This is a genomic window from Novipirellula methanifontis, from assembly GCF_052161655.1.
Classification (GTDB): domain Bacteria; phylum Planctomycetota; class Planctomycetia; order Pirellulales; family Pirellulaceae; genus Novipirellula.
On the sequence record NZ_CP197418.1, the window covers coordinates 192,524 to 213,869 of the forward strand.

A 21,346-nucleotide genomic window follows, 5' to 3' on the forward strand; every position below is an offset into this window, starting at 1 on the left:
GTATAGGCTTCCAGCCGGGCGTTTCAACCATGACAGGCTGGAAGCCTATCCCACACTTACAACGCGATGTCTAGGATGAACCGAGTTGAATCAATGACCTGCCCGAAGAAACTATCACTGTTATCGGTTGCGTTCGCTCTCTTCTTCACCGCGGGCGCGGTCGACAATGTTGCCTTGGCTGACGAACCGCTCACGCCGCAGCAACTGCAGTTCTTTGAAAAGCATGTTCGGCCACTGTTGAGCGAACAGTGCTACAAGTGTCATTCGGAAAAGTCGTCCAAGGGAGGTCTGCGTGTCGATTCACGCAGCTCGCTGTTGTTGGGCGGCGAATCAGGATCGGCCATCGAACCAGGAGACCCTGATGCAAGTGTGCTGATCGAGGCAGTGCGCTACGAAACGTTCGAGATGCCGCCCTCGGAAAAGTTAAGCGACCAGCAGATCGAAATTCTTGCCAAATGGATTCAGATGGGGGCTCCTTGGCCGGGTGACCACGGCGACGTCGTGCGGCGTCCCGAAGGCAAAACGTTCACGGACGAGGAACTCAATTGGTGGGCCTTCCAACCCGTGACCGATCCCGTTCCGCCGACACAGCTTGTGCAGCCCGATTGGTGCCGCAACGAGATCGATCAATTCATCGCAGCGGATCTGGATCGCCAGCAACTCGTCCCTGCACCCGAAGCGGATCGAGCAACGTTGTTGCGTCGCCTGTATTTCGATCTCATCGGGCTGCCTCCAACACCTGAGGAAGTGCAGGCGTTTGAACAAGACATTGAACCACAGGCGTACGAGAAGGTCGTTGATGAATTGCTGGATCGTCCAGAGTACGGCGAACGATGGGCACGGCACTGGTTGGACCTTGTGCGGTACGCGGAATCCGACGGTTATCGCGCGGACCGTGGCCGGCCTCAAGCATGGCGGTATCGGGACTATGTGATCGATTCGCTGAACGAAGACAAACCGTACGACCGGTTTGTTCAGGAACAGTTGGCGGGGGATGAACTGTTCCCCGACGATCCCGCGGCTCTGATCGCCACCGGATTTATGCGACACGGGATTTTCGAATACAACGTTCCCGATATCCGCGGCCAGTGGGACAGCATTCTCAATGAGCTCACTGATGTGACGGGCGATGTCTTCTTTGGATTCGGTTTCCAGTGTGCCCGCTGTCACGATCATAAATTTGATCCGCTGTTACAAAAGGATTACTTTCGACTGCGAGCCTTCTTTGAAGCCACGCTCCCTCGCGACGATGTGATTGCGGCAACCACCGAAGAAAAAGCAGCGTACGCGGCGCAAGAGGCGGTTTATTTGCAGAAAACTCGTGAGCTTCGAGAGCAACTCGATGCCCTGCTCGAAAAACCGCTGCAAGCTGTCTTCGATGCGACCACCAAACGGTACCCCGATGACTTGATGGAGATCATTCGTAAGGATCCCGAGGAACACACATCCTACGAAAAACAGTTGGTGGCATTCGCCAACCGGTTGATTCGTCACGACCAACGGGGTGTCGATTCCCGTGCGAAAGACGATGCGAAGGATCAAATCCTGGCTCTGCGACGCGAGCTGGCGAAATTTGATTCGTTGAAACCCAAAGCCTTGCCGCAGCCGATGACAATCACGGATGCCGGCAGCGTTGCTCCGCCAACAATCATTCCCAAGCGAAAGACAGAGGTGGCGCCGGGCTTCCCCACAATCATGGAGCCCGAAGTTCCTACGATCACGCCACCGAAAAACGTTCCCAATACAACCGGACGGCGATCCGTGCTCGCCAAATGGCTGACTCGTCCCGAGAATCCACTGACAACACGTGTGATCGTCAATCGCGTGTGGCAGTATCATTTTGGACGCGGACTGGCCGCGAACAGCAGCGACTTTGGCATCCTTGGCGGTGCCCCCACGCATCCCGAACTGCTCGATTGGCTGACCAGTCGTTTTCTCGAGCATGGCTGGCGATTCAAGAGCCTGCACCGACTGATCGTCACTTCGGCAACCTACCGTCAGGCCGCCTCGCATCCGCAACTTGCGGAATTTCAACAGCAAGATCCCACCAATCGCTGGTACTGGAGAGGCGAGGTGCGCCGCTTGGATGCCGAACAGATTCGCGATTCCATCTTTGCCGTCACCGGAAAACTTCAATCGACTCGCGGTGGTCCCGCCGTGTTGGCGGACCGTCCTCGCAGGTCAATCTACACTCGCGTGATGCGGAACAGTCTCGATCCGTTGATGGAGGTGTTCGATCTGCCGCAATTTATCTCCAGTAGCTCCAGCCGGGATGCCACGACCACGCCGGTTCAATCATTGCTGCTGATCAACAGCCAAGTGATGCTGGGTCACGCCGCTGCGTTGGCCGAACGAATTTACTCGCAATCGACCACCGATGAAAATGTTCAAGCACGACTGGAAAGGTTGTGGGAGGTCTTCTTCGGTCGCCTACCGACCGCGGACGAAGTCGAGCAAGCGAAGTCGTTTCTCGATACGCAAGAACAATTCCGTGCAAGCGAACAGCAAAATGATGGCGTCCCTGCCAATGTCACGACCGGACAGGTTCCTTATCGTGATGGCCAGGCAGTGCTGTTCGAAGACAAACCACAACAAGAACGATTCCAGGTTCCCGCCGATCATCGCCTCGATGTTGACGACTTCACGTTCGAAGCGATCTTTCAGCTGCGGTCGATATATCAATCAGGAGCGGTACGCACACTTGGTGCGAAGATGGCTCGACTCGATTCCAGGTCCGGCTGGCTGTTTGGGATCTCTGGCAAGGGATCTCGCCGGAAGCCACAAACGTTGGTGCTGCAAGTCTTCGGGATGAATTCTGAAGGCCGGCCTGAGGAGGTTGTGCTGTTCTCGGATCATCACCTGGACATCAACAAACCCTACTACGCCGCCGTCAGCGTGCACATGAAAACACCGGAAACCTCGGGCGTGATCAAGTTCCACTTGAAGGATTTGTCCAATGACGAAGAACCGATGTCGACGGTGGAGTTTCCCAACCCATTGGTCTCGATGACTGCCAACCACGATCCGCTGAGCGTCGGATCGGGACGCAAAGCGGACCATTTTGATGGTTTGATCGACGATGTTCGTCTTTCGAACGAGGCCCTCTCGGAATCTGAATTGCTGCATACCGCCGAGGGGTTCACTTCGGCCACGATCGGCTATTGGAAGTTCGAGCCGAAGCCGGGACTGCTGAAGGACAGCTTACCCGATGGATTGCCGATGGAACTCGGCGGACGTGGACCAAAATTCACCCCCGCCTATGCCGCGTTTGTCGATCTGTGCCATGTATTGTTGAACTCAAACGAGTTCCTGTATGTCCGCTAACTTAAAAATACAATCGATGTCACCCGCGAAAGCAGCGTCGATTCTAAAAATCGCTATTTTCGCGGAGCGGAAAGCGACATTCCCCCGCCAAAACGGTCCACCTATGAGCCCTCATTTTTCGCTTCCACGATCCCGACGTGAATTCCTGACCCAGAGTGGGGCCGGTTTCGGAGCACTTGCGCTCGCTGCGATGCAGGCCCAGACGAACCCTTTGGCTGCGGCGACCAATGGACCGGCGACACTGGGCTCGGAGGCTCGGGGCCCTCATCTGCCGCCGACCGCCAAAAACGTGATCTTCTTGTTCATGGAAGGCGGCCCCAGTCACATCGACACCTTCGACCCCAAGCCCGAACTGAACCGTCTCGCCGGCCAGCATCTTCCCGACAGTTTTGGTACCGTGCTGACCGCCATGGGAGAGTTCCATTCGCCGCTGCTGGAGTCGAAACGAAGATGGAAGCAACACGGCGAAAGCGGGACCTGGGTTTCCGACTGGCTCCCGCACACGGCGAAGTGTGTCGACGACATCGCCGTGATTCGTTCCTGCTGGACCGATGGCAATAGCCACTCCGCCGGCGTGTGCCAGATGAACACTTGCTCGATGCTCGGTGGACGTCCCTCGCTGGGAAGCTGGGTGACGTATGGACTAGGCACCGAGAATCAGAACCTGCCCGCGTTCGTGGTGATGCAAGATGGTCGCGGCTCCGTCGTGAACGGCCCTCGCAACTGGAGTGCCGGCTTCATGCCCGCGACTTACCAAGGGATTCATCTGTCCGAAGGCTCGCAGCCCATCGGCAATCTCAATACCCCCGAAGGCATCAGCCCCAAGGTTCAGAAAGGAAAACTCGATCTGCTGAATTCGCTGAATCAATCCTTTGCCAACGACTACCCACAACAAAGTGAACTCGAGGCGAGAATCCGCAGCTATGAACTCGCCTTCCGAATGCAAGCCGCTGCACCCGAAGCAATCGATCTGAGCCAAGAGAACGAATCGACCCAAGCGTTGTACGGCATGGATCAAAAGGAAACCGCTTCCTATGGACGTCAGTGCCTGCTCGCTCGGCGGCTGGTGGAGCGCGGTGTCCGCTTTGTTCAGCTGTACCACGGCGCCGGCAGCCGCTGGGATGCGCATAACAACATCGAATCCAACCACACCCAATTGTGCAAGGCGATGGACAAACCGGTCGCGGGGCTGTTGAAGGATTTGAAGCAACGTGGATTGCTCGATCAGACGCTTGTCGTGTGGGGTGGAGAGTTCGGCCGGACACCGATGTCCGAACAAGGCAACGGACGCGACCACAACCCCACCGGATTCTCGATGTGGATGGCCGGCGGAGGCGTCAAGGGAGGACAGGTCATCGGCTCCACTGACGAACTCGGCCTGAGAGCGGTGGAAGACCGGCTGCACGTCCACGATCTGCACGCCAGCATCTTGCACCTGCTGGGGCTGAGCAACATGCAACTCACGTACAACTACAACGGCCGCCCCGAACGCCCCACCATCAACGAGGGAGCCTTCTTCAAACGGTTGACCACAGGTTGAGAATGTCGCAGAACGAAAGAGGCTGAAGCGACAGTGTGTCGGATGCTCTGCTAGTGGTTTGTCAAATGTCAAATTTAGGGTTGGCTGTAGTGGACGAGGCTACGAGTCCCTGCGATTTATCGCACTTCAAGGACTCGTAGCCTTGTCCACTACCCTATAATTCAAAGATGACAAACCACTAGGTTACTGGGAACGGATTTTTAGTGCTATCGATAACTCAATCAACGAAGACGCCGCTTTAGTTGCGGACAACGGATGAAACTTCTTATAATCTTCATACATTGCTCATTCGCCGTGTTCGGTCTTGCCGGCGTGGCGATGTTGATAGATCTTCTCAAGATTGCACGATGAAGAACGCAACCCCCACTTTTCAAATTCCAAAAGGCGATTTGCTTAGCGTTTCGACCAATGTTGAAGTTTGGGTTCAATGTAGTGGGATTCGCCAGAATTCATCGCCATCCACGAAGTCTGGCGCCATCCACTACCCCAAAAGCAAAGTGAGAGGAAGCACTGGGGGTCTGTTTCGCTGTTTGCTGTTGGTCGGGGCCGTTCTTTTGCCTGGAATCATGCCCTGCATTGGATTGCAATGGAGCCTTGCCGAATGCGAAGCACCTCTTGATGCGGCGGAATCATCGGAGGAAGCGGTCGTCCGCACCCAAGGTCATACGCCGCTTCGCCGTTCTCAGCCAGAATCGCGGCATTTGGTTGTCGCGTATCGAAGGGCAACTTTTCGTGTGGTTAGCGATATGGACCGAACTGCTCCCAGCGGGCATCGGCTTGCGAACCATCTCATGGCCCCGCTACTTCTCTAGCCGGACCTTTGCTTCTCGGACGATCTTCGTCGTCTACGCCCTGCCTCCTATCACAATCCTTGAGATGCTGGCGGAGGCTTTGGCAGCATACGTACTGCGGTTTGCGTACGTATAGCCGGACGACCGACACTAAATGCTTTTCAGATTATCGCTTCATTCCAATCTCATTCAAGGACTCAGGACCATGCAAAAACTCGTCGACGGCATTCACGAATTTCAAGATAGCTATTTCACTTCCCACAAGTTACTTTTCGAGCGATTGGCCCAGGGGCAACAGCCGCTTGCATTGTTCATAACCTGTTCCGACTCGCGCATCGATCCCAGCTTGTTGACGCAAACACAACCGGGTGAGCTGTTCATCATGCGAAACGCTGGCAACATCGTGCCTCCTTACGGAGCCGTGCTTGGTGGGGAAGCGGCCACAATCGAATTCGCCGTTTCTGTGTTAAAGGTGCAAGACATCATTGTCTGTGGTCATTCCCACTGCGGAGCAATGAACGGCTTGCTACATCCTGAGGCTGTCGACGAGCTGCCGGCAGTCCGTGCTTGGCTCACGCATGCCGAAGCCACCTCGCGAATCATGAAGGAGAACTACAAGCATATCACCGAAGAAGCGCCTCGGCTGACGGCAACGGTCGAAGAGAATGTACTGGTGCAGCTTGAAAATTTGCGGACACATCCCTCGGTAGCGGCAAAGTTAGCCCGTGGCGACCTGAAGCTACACGGTTGGGTTTACAAATTCGAGACTGGTCAAGTTTTCGCGTACGACGCCGAAAAGGGACAGTATCTGCCCGTGGAAGAAACCGTCGCTCGTTCCTCGAGTGTCTCGGTTGAGTTGCCTTCGATTTAGACACAGATCGCATCGCGGGCGTTTCTCAAGATTAACCAATCAAGATCGCAAAGAGACGAAAGATGAGTAGCACCCAAGAAATGGATCAGGAGCAGGAGACCGAGTTCGGCTCGATAATCAAGCACGATTTACTGGCGTCTGTCGTGGTGTTCCTGGTCGCGTTGCCATTGTGCATGGGGATTGCGATCGCCTCAGGAGTCCCAGTGGCTGCCGGTCTTATCAGCGGCATCGTCGGCGGGTTGGTTGTTGGCACGCTGGCTGGCTGTCCGTTACAAGTCAGTGGGCCCGCGGCTGGTTTAACGGTGATCGTCTATGAGGTCGTCCAGCGATTTGGCTTGGAAATGCTGGGCACCGTCGTCCTGATCGCGGGATTGATGCAAGTCGTTGCTGGGGTTCTGAAGTTAGGGCAATGGTTCCGCGCTGTTTCGCCCGCTGTCATCAAAGGAATGTTGGCCGGAATCGGCGTACTGATCTTCGCAAGTCAGTTCCATGTGATGGTGGACGACAAGCCGAAGGGCAGCGGAATCCGAAACCTGGTTACGATTCCGCAAGCGATTTGGAAGGGTTTGGCAATCCCCGAATTTAACGGCCGTGAAGATCGGAAATTCCGGACCGAAATGTTGCGTACCGTTGGCGACCTCCACCAGCGTCAGGTGAACCTGCACGAGCGAGTGGCTGAACGCGTGCCGCATTCTGGGAACGGAGAAAAGCCCGAGTCCTCGGATGCTCTTGTCGAGATCACGCAGGTTGACTTGGTTGACTTGGCGACCGACCAATCACAGATTACGAAGGATCTCAGTGCTGTTGGTGTTCGATTGAAGGAGTTTAAAACGGAGTCGGTTCCGAGTGAGAAATTTACGAGGATCAATAAAGCGGCTTCCTTAGCGATTCTCCAAAGTGGTGCCGCGGCAACCGCATTGCAGCAAAACAACATCGAAGAAATCTTGCCACTACAGGTCCAAGCCGTAGCGTCGCTTGAAGATCTTATGAGCCATCAAAAGAATCACCATCTGGCAGCCTACCTCGGTATCCTGACAATCGCAGTCATCCTGTTATGGCAGGGGGCCGCGCCCAAGCCTCTCAAGGTCGTGCCGGCCCCTTTGATCGCGGTGGTTTTGGCAACCCTAGTCGCCGCCCTGCTCGCGGTACCGGTGCTGTACGTGGAAATCCCCAATAATCTTTGGAGCGAGGTACGATTTCCGAGCCTCACCGTACTGAGCACGGCACCCTGGGCGGCCGTGGTTCAGGCCGGACTGATGATCGCGGTGGTTGCCAGTGCAGAAACCTTGTTGTGTGCGACTGCAGTTGATCAGATGCATCAAGGTCCCCGCACTCGATACGACCGCGAGCTCTTTGCGCAGGGTGTCGGGAATGTTGTTTGCGGTTTTCTTGGTGCGCTCCCGCTGACTGGAGTGATTGTTCGCAGTTCGGCAAACGTCCAAGCGGGTGGACGCACACGCGTTTCCGCGATCCTGCACGGACTGTGGCTGCTGATCTTCGTCGCAGGCTTGGCCTTTGTACTGCGTCTGATTCCGACCTCAAGCCTAGCTGCGATTTTGGTTTATACGGGCTACAAGTTGGTCAATCCCAAGTCCATTCGCGATCTCGGCAAGTACGGTCGTGGCGAAGTCGCGATTTACGCCGCCACCGTAAGCACCATCGTCATCACCGATCTGTTGACCGGCGTACTCGTGGGCATCGGACTTGCCGCCGCCAAACTTCTGTATACGTTCTCGCACTTGGCCACGAGGCTTGAACAAGAACAAGGCTCCCGCAGGGTGACTCTCTCATTGCAGGGTGCAGCCACTTTCGTTCGTCTTCCCGCTCTGGCGCGAGAATTAGAGAAAGTTCCAGCTCGCGCTGAATTACATATCGATTTTAGTGAGCTTGACTACATCGATCACGCCTGTCTGGACCTGTTGATGAACTGGGCGAAGCAACACGAGTCAACGGGCGGCAAACTCGTCCTCGACTGGCAGTCGTTGCATGCACGCTTTAATCCCGACAAAGCAAAGAATGGCGCACCTGAATCCGAACCGGTTGCCGGTCCCAATGGATCAGTGGGCGAGTCCACTGTTTCTCAATAGAACGAATAATGAAGGAACTCAGTCATGCGTCATTTACTTGTTCCCACGGACTTCAGCGAATCCGCGCACGCGGCGCTGCAATATGCCGTCGGTCTATGTAAAGACCTCGAGGGGAGAATCACACTGCTGCATGTCAGCCATACGGAAAGAGTCACGGAAACACTGATGGGCCTCGATGCGATCGAGAACCTTTCCAGGACGCTCAGTTCGCCGTCGGGTTCTGCAGGATACGCACCTTCGTTCAATGTTGATGAGTTGAAGACGGTGGTGCAACAGAAGCTTGACGCGTGCGTCGATGCGACGTCGGACGAGAACGTGAGGATCGAGACCGCATTGGCCGAAGGCAGGCCATCAGTCAAGATTGTCCAGTATGCTCGCGATCACAACATTGACCTGATTGTCATGGGAACGCACGGCCGCGGCCCCGTAACGCAGTTTTTTCTCGGCAGCGTGGCCGAAAACGTCGTTCGATCAGCGGACTGTCCCGTCCTGACCGTTCGCGAAAACTCGCACGCTTGTGACGCCGCGAAACAACGTTAATGGCAAGTAAGGAATCCGCTCACACAATTAACAAGAGCATTCTGCAAAATGCTCTAGAATGGCCAGATTGCAAAGATCGAATAGGGATGGAAGAGTGCGCGGAGATAAGCGAATGAGTCGCGAGGTAGAAGAACAGGATTTGGTGAGAGCCAACCCCGACGCGGTTGACGTCACCGCTGGAATTGACGAGACCGCTTTTCGACGCGAGTATCCCATCGTTTGGTGGCTAACACTGCTGGGACCATTGGTTTTAACCGCTTCGGTAGTGTTTTTCGTTTGGAAAATTGCCGGGCCACGAGTGGTATGGCGATTGATCTCGACGTCCGTCGCGACTTTTTTCTTCTTTGGCAAATTTGTCATCTTGGGAGGCAGCGACGGCGATCTGTTGGACGCCGCCAATTTCTTTACTGCCGAGCAGTTGTTTCTTATCGTGCTGTACATGGATGTGATGACGGGCTGCTTGTTGGTATTCCATTTGGGATTCTTATTCAAACTGCCAATGGTGGGCGAGAAGCTCAATGAACTCGTTCAGGATGGGAACTTCATTTTAAAGTCGAACCGATGGATGAAGCGTGCAACGTTCCTGGGACTCGTTGCCTTCGTGATGTTTCCCTTGGCGGCAACCGGCAGCGTTGGCGGCTCCATCTTCGGTCGGCTGCTTGGACTCGGCAGACTTGCAACGTTGATCGGAATCGTTGTTGGCAGCATCCTGGGCGGTGGCTTGATGTACTTCGGCAGCGAGCTGATTACGCGATACGTCGGACGTGACAATCCGCTACTAATGGTCGGCGGCATCACCGTGGTTGCCGCAATCCTGTATCTGCTGAACTATCGCTACCGTCAGCTTAAAGAACGACAAACCTAGAACACTTTCACGAATCAGACGCCACCGATACCCACGCTTTAGAAAGCCAAGTGCGTGACCACGGCCACTAGCATTCCTGGAAAGAAACCAGATACCACGTCGCTCTCCAAGCCTCGCGAGAGATAGTCGATTAGGCGTTCAGAGGAACGCTTTAGGTTGAGTTTGACTCGGCTGAACTTGTCTCGATGCACCAATGTTTCGACGAAAACGACGAATTTCCAGGCTCGACAGCACCACTTTATCGCGAACGTCAGCGTTACACTTGGTGCCGACTCACTGGGGGAATTCGCTCACCGTTTTGCTGGCTGAGTGAATTCGTAATGAAATATCCCGCTTGACAACTAGAATGGAAGAGTGCGTTGCTTTTGTAACGCTGCGAAGTGAACTTGCTCTACACCTTGGATCGATGATGGCTCAATATCAATTTCTTGCCAACACGTTTTTCCGCTCACTGGCCATTGCCACGATTGGGATGAACTGGTTCGGGGTGACCAACCCTGCAATCGCTCAAAGCGATGTCAGTTCCGTCGAGTCCACGCCTCCACCCCCCGTTGCCTCTGTAGCTCCGTCAGCAACTTCAGAAATCGAACCAACTGAACAGCAGACCGCGAACGAACTTGGGTATCACGTCTTGCTGCAAGGACCGGTGCACGAGGCGTTCGCATCCTTTTCGGACTCCGGTCCTATCACCAATGCCCGTGTCTATCACGAAAAGCCACCAGCGGACGTTCGTGAGCAGGCTCCGGACGATCACCCACAGGGCGTCAACATGCAGTGGATTCCCGGATATTGGTCCTGGGATGACCAAGTCGGAAAGCATGTCTGGGTCAGCGGTGTGTACCGAAATCCACCGCCTGGACGAACGTGGGTACCGGGTTATTGGAGCGATCTCGACACGGGCTATCGTTGGACAAGTGGTTATTGGGCCGTGTCAGGCGGAGGGGCTGACGAGCAAGTCTATCTGCACACCGTCCCAACATCGATCGAAAACGGACCGAGCGTCCTGCCGCCGGGAGAAGAGTTCTTTTGGTTACCCGGATTTTGGGAGCATGCCGAGGGTGGTTACGTTTGGCGCAGTGGATATTGGACCCGTCAATACGAAGGCTGGGTCTGGCAACCGAGTTGCTATATCAATACGCCGCAAGGTTTTGTCTATAACGCGGGGTACTGGGACAGGTTGCCGCCTGATCGCGGCATGTTGTACGCGCCGATAGATTTCTATCGCCCCACGTACTTGAACCCGGGCTTTGTTTACCGTCCCCGAGTTCCGTTAGCCAACGCCGCGGCGTTGCTTTTGAACTTGTTTTCGAGACGAGGGCATCCAGGATTCTTCTACGGTGATTACTACGGTCCATCCTATGCCGCACTGGGCTACCGACCATGGTACGACATGGGCTACCGTTACAGTGGGTTTGGATCTGGTTTCGCCCCTTGGTTTGCTTATTACGATTGGAACTATGGTCGACGTGGGATCGATTTCGGAGGCAGCATGGGACGCTATCGAAGCTTTTACGACAACGGCGGGAAAGGGGCGGGGAAGTTCGATCGCGACTTTGATAACTTTGCCGGAAATGCGAATCCCAGTCGCGGATCGCAGGAAGTCAAAGCCAAACGTTCCTTCGACGATGTTGTGGTTAGTGATTTCAATGGACAGTCGGCACCACGTGTAAACCGCAAACAACAAGGCGAGTCTGCCCGACACGATGGCGGTTCCAATGCCGCGCGATTGAAGGTGGAACGGGACTCGCAGGGCGGTGCGAAGCGGGACTTCACGCCCTCCCATCCGAAGCAATCATCGCCTGGCGTGATGGCTGACGATCACGGTGGGAAATCGCGGGGAAATTCAAACTCGCCGCAAATGTTCGATCGCGGGCCGAGCAAACCCTCGGTCGAACGCGACTCCGCGGCATCTCGCAGTTCCAAGTCGTTTGGGGGTGGTAGCAGCGGAAAGGGCGGCGGAAGCGGTGCCAAAAGTGGCGGGAGTGGTAAAGGTGGCGGCAACAGTGGCAAAGGCGGCGGCAAGAAGTGATCTGGGATACTCTGTTCAGAGTGGACCAGTAACTCAGCGGAAACAGCCAGCAGTACCTGCGGCGCAAGCCACCGACTAATGGGGCTTTTCAGTTGCGGGGTCGATCGTGGGATGTTTACTCAAAACAGCGGCTGATCCTGCAACGGTTTCGCGTTCTAGCGTGTCGATCTCCGAGAGGTAACGCTTGTAGTCAGCGGAGTTGTCAGCAGAGTAGTTCAGGTTTTTGAACAGACCCGTTAGGTTCGTAAAATAGTCGCGGACCCGTTCCTTGTTGTCGAACTCGTACTGTCGATCGATCAATCGTTTGCACAACAGGAACATCTTTTTTTGCCGCTCCGCAGAAACAGACACGTCGACTTTGTCAAACGCATCCTGCTGCAAAAAGACCATGTCTAAGAACAATGCTTTTTGATAGATGACGAAATCTTCGGTCGTAATTCCTTCTTCGCCAGTCACCTGCATCATTTGCGACACATCGTCGCCATTCCGCAGTAAGTCGTGTAACGCTGTTACGGAACGCGTCCAGTTTGGATCAACGTTTTTGTCAAACCAGGGCTGCAGTTGTTCACGGTAACGGGACCAGGAAATCAACGGATCAATCGCCGGATAGAATCGTTTGTAGGCCCGCTCATAGGAAAGTGCCAGAAAGCACTTCACGGTGCTCAGTGTGGACTGTGTCACGGGCTCCTCGAAGTTACCGCCGGCTGGCGAAACGCTGCCGATTAACGTCAGACTGCCACTTGATCCATCGGGCATTTTCAAGACGCCAGCTCGTTCGTAAACGCTTTTGATGGCGGAATCGAGATAAGCAGGAAAGGCTTCTTCGCCTGGAATTTCTTCGAGTCGCCCGGACGTTTCTCGCATTGCCTGGGCCCAGCGAGAAGTGGAGTCGGCAAGCAGCAAAACGTCCAGACCCATTTGGCGATAGTATTCTCCAATCGTAATACCGGTATAAATTGAAGCTTCACGGGCCGCGACCGGCATTGACGATGTGTTACAGATAATGATGGTTCGGTCCATCAGTTTGCCGCCGGTACGAGGGTCTTCCATCTCGGCAAATTCGTGGATCGTCTCGACAACTTCACCCGCCCTTTCGCCGCATGCGACCACGACCACCACATCGACGGCCGAGTAGCGGGCGATCAAGCCTTGGGTTACTGTTTTCCCAGCACCGAACGGACCGGGAATACAGGCCGTCCCGCCGCGAGTCACTGGAAAGAAGGTATCAATGATGCGCATCGTTGTGCGAAGTGGCTGGCTGGGATATTCGCGTTGTGCCCGGCGCTGCTTCATCATCGTGGCGGGAATGGGGCGGCGAACTGGCCAGTTGCGAACCATGTTCCATTGGTATTCATGCCCCGCCGAGTCACGCACGGTGACAACCGGCTGTTGGACAGTCATTTGTCCGGCCTGAACGCTGATGACTTCCACAATGTCTTGCAAATCAAACGGAGCCAGGATCTTGTGGGTAATCTTTCGCTCGGTAACCGTCCCCAAAACATGTCCCGAACCGATTCGCTGACCTAGGTTGACGGCTGGTTTGAAATCCCACGCACGCTTCGTATCGAGTGGGTAGATTTCTCGCCCGCGTTTCAGAAAGAAACCGTCCTGTTCGCCAAGCTGTGTCAAAGGGTTTTGTAGCCCGTCGAAAATGGCGCCCAACATCCCTGGGCCGAGATTCAGCGACAGCAACGAGCCGGTCAGTTCTACCTTGTCACCGTATCGAACTTTGTGTGTTTCCTCAAAGACTTGCAAGTCGGCAACATCGCCATAGATGCGCAGGACTTCCGCCTTCAATCGCTCTTCGCCGATGACGACAATCGCCACTTCGTTCTTGACGATCGGAACGCCCTCCGCCTGGATCGTTACGATGTTTCCATTGACGCCGATCACGCGTGCGTGTTTGACGGTTTTATTGGAAGAGCTGATCGTAGACACCCAATGTCTCCTTCAAATTGGACTCGAATCTTGCCCGGCCAGCCTCGATATTGCGACTGGTCCAGCGGTCAATAATTTCCCAGCGGGCCAGATAGAGCAGGATCGCCTCGAAGGAGAACGTGAATCGCTCGGCCATGCGACTCCATTGGCGGTAGTTAGTGCCAAACAACAAGCATTGAGCACCCATTGCGTTTCCGGCAGCCAGCAGTTGACTGAACTCGCTGATCCATGAAAAACGACCAGCCAAGTTGAAGTCCGGCTCGCTATAGTTCCGCCTGATATGCTGGACCCACTGACCGACGCCAATCGGAGCGGGCAATCCCGCGTGTTTCCTTCGCACCGCGCTGATAATGGTGCGGGTATCGATTCGCATCTGAATGATCACGCGCAGCGTCGGATTAGAAATATCCCTCATCAGCTTCTGATAAGTCGCAATGACCTCCTCGTCCGTCCGTTCCAGCGGTTGCCGATCCCAAACGACAAAACTCGTCCACTGGTCGATTACCGCAGCATCATCTTCCTCCAGCATTCGCAGACGCTGTTCCAATCGCGGAGGTGAAATCAGATCACGCTCAACCTCGAAATGGGGGGGCAGCGGCGGGAGACTGGCGATCAACGTGTGATAGGAACGACTCACCGCCTAACCCTCCTTTTCCATGATCGCACGAAAACGAGGAGCGAGGTATTGCAGCAACAGTGCCGTGATCGTCTCGTCGGTCAGTTCCAGTTGCACATCATCGTCGACGATTTGCACCGTGATCCCAGGGCTTGGATCATCGGACACACCAAACGTTAATCCATCTCGCAAAATGTCCGCAGTCAATCCGAGTACGAAGGCCGCCAGCGAATCGGGTCGAACCGGCGCAACTTCTTTAGCAATCTCGTCATGAGTCGCAGTACCGGCCGGCAACAGAACTCGCAATGGCTGGTTCGGATCGTCCGGTATTGCTTTTTGCGAAACTTCCAGAATGAACTCTTCGAGAAACTTGCGATCCTTCAGTGTCAATCCGACTAGCCTTTTGAGTTTTTTGGTGAACTCGTCATAGCATGCCTCACGCACTCGCAACCGCACATCGCGACTGGCCAGTCGCAGAGCCTGATTGCCGTTTTCGATGACTTTCTCTCGCTCCTCTTTCGCGTTGGTGATAATGCTTTCCGCTTCGGTACGGGCGTTGTCCAGAATGGACATCGCTTCCTTGCGGGCGTTCCCTACCAACCGTTCAGCCTCTATCTCGCCGGACGCAACGCCTTCCTGGTGAAGCTTGTTGATTAGCTCTTGGACTCCGCTCGATTGCTGGTTGTTGTCCGGCATGGAGGTTGTAAATCCTAAAGGTGAACACTTGCATCAAATGGGAATGGGTCACGCGGCGGCTGGGATTCCCCCAGCGAGGACCAACGCGAAGATAAATGCGAAAACCGCAAAACCTTCGACGATCGCCGCCGGTGCGACGGAAAGGCCGAAGATTTCCGGCTTGAGCTTGCTGACGTTGATTGCCGAAGCACAACAGGCACCCTGGAAAATGGCGCTGAACATGAGAGTCAGTCCGCACAAAACACCGATCGCGAACAAACCCGGTGCGCTTGCCGATTCGACGACGTGGCCGTTCAACGTAAACATCACAACGATTCCGTAGATTATTTGCGACGAGGGTAGTGCCGACAGCCCTACCAGTCGTCCGTAACCACTTTCGACATCAAGCATTGCACCACAGGCCGTCTGGCCGGCCCGCGCACATCCGATGATGCTACCAATCCCGCCCAGAGCCGTCGGCGCGAAAATGCCAATCCAGCCCAATGCCAACATAAATGTTTCCATCGACCATCACACCTTTTTGCAAAACGCGCGGAAGGGAGTTCCTTCCTCGGTCAGACTCCAGTTGAAAAACTCAATACAATTGAGACGCAAACCATGAACCACTCCGCCAATCACGCCGAGAATAAAATTAATTCCGTGACCCGCGACGAGGATCAGGATTGCCAACAGGATTCCTAGGCCAGGAACCTGCATCGCATCATCGGCTAGTCCATTAAAAGTCACCGCCAACTGTGCACTCGCCAATCCCAGTGCAAATAGCCGTAAATAGCTGAGCGTATCACCAAATATCTTCGTGACGTTGGTGAGTGCCAGCAGCCCATCCAAAATTCGCATCACCCAGTCAACGCTACGGGTCGAAAACAGCGGCCGCGTGCTGCTAAACAAAAACACAGCTGCCAGCCCGCCAATGATGACATACATCCCGCCAAGTTGCGCGCTTTTTCGCACGCTTGCGGGTGAAAGCGACAGGCTTTCTGCCAACCAAGCGATCGGCTGGTTCGATCCGCTTACAGCAATACCATAAACCAACCCGCCGAGAAGCGTGCCGGCCCAACCAACAGAACCGAGCGCCAATAGTCGCCCTCGCATTCGCCATGCCGTTATCAAATTGGACAACACAAGATGTGCTACTCCGATTGCCAGGGAAATCAGCATCATCATTTCGCGTTGCTGGAAAAGTGGCATTCCATTTATCTTTAGTTGCAACCGCTCTAGGCCAGAAGGAGTGACGCCGAAATAGCTTCCGATCGCAACGCCGTAGACGATCGTTGCGACAACCAATGCGAGCATCAGACTGCGAAAACGGCGGCCCTTGTCGTCTTTGCCCATGCGTTTCCAACCCACTAGCAGGACCAACCCCATCATCATTCCGTAAGCAGCATCGGACATGATCATCGCGAAGAAAATCGCGAACGAAAAATACATGATCCAAGTCGGATCCCAGGACCTGTAGGCGGGCGTAATGTAAAACGTGACGGCACCTTCGGCTCCAGCGACAGCCGTTGGATTCTTCAACAGGGTAGGCGGATTCTCGTTCCACTGAGGCACTTGAACGTCCAGTGCCATCTGATTCTTGTTGCAAAAAGTCTGAAGCGACTCGAGCGTGGATACGGGAGCCCAACCCTGAAGGGCAAAGACGTGCTCGCTTTCGACCAGCATCGTTAACGCTTCCATACGCGCGGCTTCATCGTCCGCTTGGTCCAGGTCGCGCTTTAATAGATTGTTCCAACGAGTCAGTGTCACACGTTCCCAATTTAGTAACGCCAGCTTCTCGTCAACAAATTCCAGACGCGATTGAAGCTCCGATAGCGGGCGCGGGTCCAGTTCGACCGGCTTGGCAGGCAACTCGATCGGCTCGTGGTCGCTAATCACCGCTACGTATTGAAACTGAACATCCTCACTGATTTTTTGCCAGAGCCGATGCGACTCTAGCAATCGATCGAGTCGCCGGTGCGGAATCGGATAGAACCAAAGTCTCATTCGGTGCGGCAGTGGGTCCTGGGGAATTCGGAAATCGCCCCAAGGTCGGGTTTGGTCGATTGCCTTGGCGAGAAAATCTCGTTCGTCCTGCAACTGCTCGCGAAGATGTTTGTTTCGCAAGACTTCGCGAGCCGTTTCCAGACACTCCCTGCCGCCGGTATATTTCTTGTGCTGATTTGGGTTTGCTGCAGGAGTGGCACGGAGATATTTGATTGCCTCGTGGACCTCGCTGCGGTAGGCATGATGCGGAGTCTTGTGGTCAGCGACGTCGTTCAAATCGATCAAATGCAAACATCCCATTTGCTGAAGCCGCTGCAGCACCTCGTCCCGTTGCAGGGCGGCTCCATAGAGGGTCACTTTGCGTAGTTTTACGATCGACATTGGTATCAGCGTGATTTCTTGTTGGCGCTCTTACGTTTAGCGATTTTCGAGCGGACGACGGCGGCCCTTTCCTGGTCGGAAAGAAAGACCACAATCTTTCGTATACTGGCGTCGGCCCGGGGGATCAGGACTTTTTCAAACAGATTGACGCGTTGGGCAATTCGACGCGCGGCAATGTTTAGCAGTGCTACCCGCTTGTCGGCCACTTGGCGTTTGATATTCAGCGTCGCCATTTGCTGCAGGTTTTCGACCAACAGATCGACCCAGAACGGTGTGACTAGCCGCGAATAGGTCGCGATATCAAATTCGACTGCTTTGGCAACCGGCAGCGTGGTGCCTAGCATGTTTTGCTGGCCGATCTTCACGTCGCGAATGCGAACCAGACTGGCATAGTCGCGTGTCGCTGCAGTCGAGCTACCCATCAACGGATAGATCTGCTCGACCCGTGATTGGAGCTTGTCGTACTGCGAGTGGATTTCGGCTTGCTCGCTACGAGCTTGTTTCAACGCGGCCAACAACTGCTGCCGCTTTAGATCCAACGAAGGGAGAAACCGCTGGAAGGTCTTCAGCTGGTCGCGCTGTTGTTTCAGCGTGGTCTTGTTCAGAGCCAATGTCATGTCGGTTCTAGCTCTCCACGGCTGGAGGTTTCGGGAAGTACTTTTCGATCAGTTGATCTCGCATCAGCAACTCACGCGGCTCGAAACATTCCGCCATCGTCTGCCAGCACAGATCGAGCGCATCATTCAACGGCAGCGCCACATCAATATCCATGAATCGTTCGGAAAACAGTTTGCCGAATTTCAAAAGCGAGTGATCTAGCGGCGAAAGGTCAAATGCCATCTGTTGTTTCTTCTCTGCGTCTTTCGCACCGGAATAGAAACGGATCATTGTGTTCATGACTTGCGAATGGTCTTCGCGGGTCACCTTTCCGATCACCTGTTGCTTCAGCCGCGACAGCGATCCGAACGGGTCGATCTTGCCACCGTGCAGATAGAATTGCCCTTCGGTAATGTATCCAGTATTGTCAGGAACGGGATGCGTCACGTCATTGCCCGGCATCGTTGTAACCGAAATGATCGTGAGCGAGCCTGCGCCCTTGTAATCACATGCGCGTTCGTATCGCAGAGCGAGCTGGCTGTACAAGTCGCCCATGTATCCACGATTGGACGGAACCCGCTCCATCGCCACCCCAATTTCCTTCAGCGCGTCGGCATAGGCTGTCATGTCGGTCATCAGGCACAGCACGCGTTTGTTTTCTTCAACAGCAAATCGCTCGGCCACTTTGAGTGCCAAGTCCGGTGCCAGCAACCGTTCCACGATCGGATCGGATGCCTGATTCACAAACATCACAGTGCGGTCAAAGATGCCTTCGTTTTCAAACGTACTGCGAAAGAAATGGAAATCGTCAAAGATCAGCCCCATTCCGCAAAAAACCGTGATGTCCGCGTCAGCCTGAATGCCAATTCGAGCCAGCAGTTTGTTGTACGGCTCACCCGCGATCGAAAAGATCGGAATCTTTTGGCTTTCAACTAGACAGTTAAACACGTCAATCATCGGGATCTTGGTCTCGATGAACTTGCTGGGCACGATCCGCAGAGTCGGGTTCACCGAGGGGCCACCCGCGTCCACTCGCCGGTCATCAACCAGCCGTGGCCCGCCGTCCACCGGTTGACCGACCCCGTCAAAAATCCGCCCTAGGATATTGGGAGAGAATGTGACTTCGGTGGAACGGCCCAAAAAGTGGACTCGTACGTTTGTTGAAAGCCCTTTGCCGCCAACAAAAACCTGCAATGAAACTTCTTCCCGTTGAATTTCAACAATCTGCGCCAATGATCGATCGCCATCCTGGTTTTCAATAACCGCCAAATCGCCCAAGCCAACATTGATTGCGCGAATCGTCAGAATATCGCCAACAATGGATATGACTTTCGTGTATCGCAGCAATCGATTGAACATGTAATAAATATCCTCTTACCATTCTTCGCTTGACGGTGAAGCATTTCGCATGCGTTTGAGAAAATCAACTTGAATCACATTCAACGGCTCAACGCAGAGCAATCAACTCTTTCACTCCATTCACAGTTTAGAATGTTGGATATCGGTTACACATCCATCACTGGCTTTTTTGGCGTTTGATCCTCATGACCACTGCCGGTGCGAATGGAGCCGGTCAGATCGGTCTGGTCATCATCTTGCTGAAGCTGGCTCCGCACGGACGCACACCAACGCCGAGGGTGCGGAAGTCAATGCCCAGTGCGTTGTTGCGCGATTACGATCACTTTCGGATCGGCCTCTTGATCCGTTTCTTCGATTCTCAGCCAAGTTAGTTTCGGCAGACGAGGTGCTCGCTTTCGATATACTGAACGCTGCAAGCTTTCAGCCATCTTGAAAGCAAGACGTCGCGAAGTGACTCTGCGATTTGCATGCCTTCGCTGCGATCGGTTAATGTCGCGCTGGCTCGGTTCGGATGTCCGGCGGCGTGTCCCAAGCCTTTGATCGTTTGGTCGAGAAGTGCGACTGCGTTGCCGCCGCCTGGTTCGGTTCGTACCGATAGGAGTACGCGATGGTTGTGTACCGCTGCGCAAAGGACTTGTTTCAGTCCTTCGCGACGGATTAACAGATCGGCGACTTCGCCGATCGTTTCGGGACACGATGCTTGCGGCAACATGCAGAACGCTGTGTCACCGTAGAGTGTGCAGCTAAGCAGCGCCTTGGCGAAGTCGCCGAAGTACTCAGCCGATAGCGGTGCGTTCTCGATGTCGCCCAACATGCTCAGGTTCGCTCGAGTCATTAACCACTCAAGCACCGAGCGGTCGAATGCTTCGTAAGCGGGGTTGCAGCCTTTCGTTTCGCTACGGATTCCGTACAGCAATGCGGTCGCCAATTTTTCGCCCGGTTCGATCTCTAACTCGATCAGATAGCTGGCGGCGATTGCGGACGCCGACGACACTTCGGTGCGGACATCGAGCACCAGTGGACGCGAGTGTGGATCGTTGATGGTTGGCAGGGTATGGTGGTGGATCACGGCCAACGGATCAAACAACTGTGAATCAATAAGATGCCGGCTCGAGTTTGGTTCGCAGTCGACGAAGATCAGGGCAACATTGCTGACGACAAAGTATTCGTCGAGCATTTCGATCGGTGGTTCGAGCAGTTCGATCAGCCGTTTGTTCTCACTACGGAGTATCTCGCCGCCAGCGATGACACGAGTTTCGCAGGTCGTTTCTTCGTCGATCAAGCGTTTGATGGCCCAGCTCGCAGCGATACCGTCTGCGTCGGGCGTATCATGTGTGACAATGACGGCGAACTCATAGGGTTGGAGATGCTTGAGTAGCTCCGTTGCTTTGGTTGTGTCCATCGAACGTGTGCGTTGTTCGTTCATCATTTACCCCCTGCTGAATACGTCTCGGAATCAGAGTGGGCAAACCTATCGGAGTTCGGCAAGACGGAAGCGACCGTCGTTTCCAGCCTCGATTCCGATTTGATTTCGTAAGCGAAACTTTGCAGCATCCCACACTCTGGGCATCGCCACGTTTCGATTGGCAGAACTTTTTCGTGCCCCAACATGAAAGACCAATAGTCGCCGCTAGCCCAGAAAGTGGACTCGCGACGATGCGCTCCATTTTGGTCCAGTGTGAAGCCTTTCTCCAATCTCGCTCGACAGCGAGGACAAGTTAGCGACGTG

The 21,346-nt window shown here is 54.5% G+C and carries 16 protein-coding genes; 8 read left to right on the top strand and 8 right to left on the bottom strand.

The window, feature by feature from the left end; genetic code table 11:
• Positions 1 to 93 precede the first annotated feature (93 nt).
• From SH528x_RS00620 to SH528x_RS00655, 8 genes are all read left to right on the top strand, one after another.
• On the top strand, positions 94 to 3,324 hold the full coding sequence (locus SH528x_RS00620; protein WP_442508600.1) for a DUF1553 domain-containing protein: 3,231 nt from the start codon (positions 94 to 96) through the stop codon (positions 3,322 to 3,324).
• A 103-nt stretch (positions 3,325 to 3,427) separates the two neighbouring features.
• Positions 3,428 to 4,864, top strand: coding sequence for a DUF1501 domain-containing protein (locus SH528x_RS00625; RefSeq protein WP_442508601.1), 1,437 nt, complete (start codon positions 3,428 to 3,430; stop codon positions 4,862 to 4,864).
• A gap of 347 nt (positions 4,865 to 5,211) precedes the next feature.
• Positions 5,212 to 5,676, top strand: a complete 465-nt coding sequence (locus SH528x_RS00630) for a hypothetical protein (RefSeq protein ID WP_442508602.1) — start codon at positions 5,212 to 5,214, stop codon at positions 5,674 to 5,676.
• Between the two features lie 184 nt (positions 5,677 to 5,860).
• Positions 5,861 to 6,526 (top strand): carbonic anhydrase, encoded by a 666-nt coding sequence (locus SH528x_RS00635; protein WP_442508603.1) that lies wholly within the window; start codon positions 5,861 to 5,863, stop codon positions 6,524 to 6,526.
• A gap of 62 nt (positions 6,527 to 6,588) precedes the next feature.
• The gene (locus tag SH528x_RS00640) at positions 6,589 to 8,613 is read left to right on the top strand and encodes a SulP family inorganic anion transporter (protein ID WP_442508604.1); all 2,025 of its coding nucleotides are present in this window, start codon (positions 6,589 to 6,591) and stop codon (positions 8,611 to 8,613) included.
• A 24-nt stretch (positions 8,614 to 8,637) separates the two neighbouring features.
• Positions 8,638 to 9,153 (top strand): universal stress protein, encoded by a 516-nt coding sequence (locus SH528x_RS00645; RefSeq protein WP_442508605.1) that lies wholly within the window; start codon positions 8,638 to 8,640, stop codon positions 9,151 to 9,153.
• Between the two features lie 112 nt (positions 9,154 to 9,265).
• Complete coding sequence (locus SH528x_RS00650) at positions 9,266 to 10,018, top strand: small multi-drug export protein (protein ID WP_442508606.1); 753 nt, start codon at positions 9,266 to 9,268, stop codon at positions 10,016 to 10,018.
• A 334-nt stretch (positions 10,019 to 10,352) separates the two neighbouring features.
• A complete protein-coding gene (locus SH528x_RS00655; protein WP_442508607.1) occupies positions 10,353 to 12,047 on the top strand; it encodes a hypothetical protein in 1,695 nt (564 codons plus the stop codon).
• Positions 12,048 to 12,122: 75 nt separating this feature from the next.
• On the opposite strand, the gene SH528x_RS00660 is transcribed toward SH528x_RS00655, so the two are convergent.
• The 8 genes from SH528x_RS00660 to SH528x_RS00695 all read right to left on the bottom strand — a co-directional run bounded on the left by SH528x_RS00660 (position 12,123) and on the right by SH528x_RS00695 (position 21,046).
• Complete coding sequence (locus SH528x_RS00660; protein ID WP_442508608.1) at positions 12,123 to 13,985, bottom strand: V-type ATP synthase subunit A; 1,863 nt, start codon at positions 13,983 to 13,985, stop codon at positions 12,123 to 12,125.
• Positions 13,960 to 14,622, bottom strand: a complete 663-nt coding sequence (locus tag SH528x_RS00665) for a DUF2764 family protein (protein ID WP_442508609.1) — start codon at positions 14,620 to 14,622, stop codon at positions 13,960 to 13,962. Before SH528x_RS00665 ends, SH528x_RS00660 begins: the two co-directional genes overlap by 26 nt.
• A 3-nt stretch (positions 14,623 to 14,625) precedes the next feature.
• Entirely contained in the window at positions 14,626 to 15,297 is a 672-nt protein-coding gene (locus SH528x_RS00670; protein ID WP_442508610.1) for a hypothetical protein, read from the bottom strand.
• 48 nt (positions 15,298 to 15,345) lie between these two features.
• Positions 15,346 to 15,801: an ATP synthase subunit C gene (locus tag SH528x_RS00675; RefSeq protein ID WP_442508611.1), complete on the bottom strand. Its 456-nt coding sequence runs from the start codon at positions 15,799 to 15,801 to the stop codon at positions 15,346 to 15,348.
• 6 nt (positions 15,802 to 15,807) lie between these two features.
• Positions 15,808 to 17,661, bottom strand: a complete 1,854-nt coding sequence (locus tag SH528x_RS00680) for a V-type ATP synthase subunit I (protein WP_442508612.1) — start codon at positions 17,659 to 17,661, stop codon at positions 15,808 to 15,810.
• Between the two features lie 5 nt (positions 17,662 to 17,666).
• Entirely contained in the window at positions 17,667 to 18,278 is a 612-nt protein-coding gene (locus SH528x_RS00685) for a V-type ATP synthase subunit D (protein WP_442508613.1), read from the bottom strand.
• 7 nt (positions 18,279 to 18,285) lie between these two features.
• On the bottom strand, positions 18,286 to 19,617 hold the full coding sequence (locus tag SH528x_RS00690) for a V-type ATP synthase subunit B (RefSeq protein WP_442508614.1): 1,332 nt from the start codon (positions 19,615 to 19,617) through the stop codon (positions 18,286 to 18,288).
• 367 nt (positions 19,618 to 19,984) lie between these two features.
• Positions 19,985 to 21,046, bottom strand: a complete 1,062-nt coding sequence (locus SH528x_RS00695) for a DHH family phosphoesterase (RefSeq protein WP_442508615.1) — start codon at positions 21,044 to 21,046, stop codon at positions 19,985 to 19,987.
• Positions 21,047 to 21,346 lie beyond the last annotated feature (300 nt).

What these genes read in the sequence shown, in the direction of transcription:
- SH528x_RS00670 (WP_442508610.1), bottom strand. Translation starts at nt 15,297, where the DNA reads ATGCCGGACAACAACCAGCAATCGAGCGGAGTCCAAGAGCTAATCAAC.
- SH528x_RS00645 (WP_442508605.1), top strand. Translation starts at nt 8,638, where the DNA reads ATGCGTCATTTACTTGTTCCCACGGACTTCAGCGAATCCGCGCACGCG.
- SH528x_RS00650 (WP_442508606.1), top strand. Translation starts at nt 9,266, where the DNA reads ATGAGTCGCGAGGTAGAAGAACAGGATTTGGTGAGAGCCAACCCCGAC.
- SH528x_RS00685 (WP_442508613.1), bottom strand. Translation starts at nt 18,278, where the DNA reads ATGACATTGGCTCTGAACAAGACCACGCTGAAACAACAGCGCGACCAG.
- SH528x_RS00630 (WP_442508602.1), top strand. Translation starts at nt 5,212, where the DNA reads ATGAAGAACGCAACCCCCACTTTTCAAATTCCAAAAGGCGATTTGCTT.
- SH528x_RS00690 (WP_442508614.1), bottom strand. Translation starts at nt 19,617, where the DNA reads ATGTTCAATCGATTGCTGCGATACACGAAAGTCATATCCATTGTTGGC.
- SH528x_RS00680 (WP_442508612.1), bottom strand. Translation starts at nt 17,661, where the DNA reads ATGTCGATCGTAAAACTACGCAAAGTGACCCTCTATGGAGCCGCCCTG.
- SH528x_RS00625 (WP_442508601.1), top strand. Translation starts at nt 3,428, where the DNA reads ATGAGCCCTCATTTTTCGCTTCCACGATCCCGACGTGAATTCCTGACC.
- SH528x_RS00695 (WP_442508615.1), bottom strand. Translation starts at nt 21,046, where the DNA reads ATGATGAACGAACAACGCACACGTTCGATGGACACAACCAAAGCAACG.
- SH528x_RS00640 (WP_442508604.1), top strand. Translation starts at nt 6,589, where the DNA reads ATGAGTAGCACCCAAGAAATGGATCAGGAGCAGGAGACCGAGTTCGGC.
- SH528x_RS00675 (WP_442508611.1), bottom strand. Translation starts at nt 15,801, where the DNA reads ATGGAAACATTTATGTTGGCATTGGGCTGGATTGGCATTTTCGCGCCG.
- SH528x_RS00635 (WP_442508603.1), top strand. Translation starts at nt 5,861, where the DNA reads ATGCAAAAACTCGTCGACGGCATTCACGAATTTCAAGATAGCTATTTC.
- SH528x_RS00620 (WP_442508600.1), top strand. Translation starts at nt 94, where the DNA reads ATGACCTGCCCGAAGAAACTATCACTGTTATCGGTTGCGTTCGCTCTC.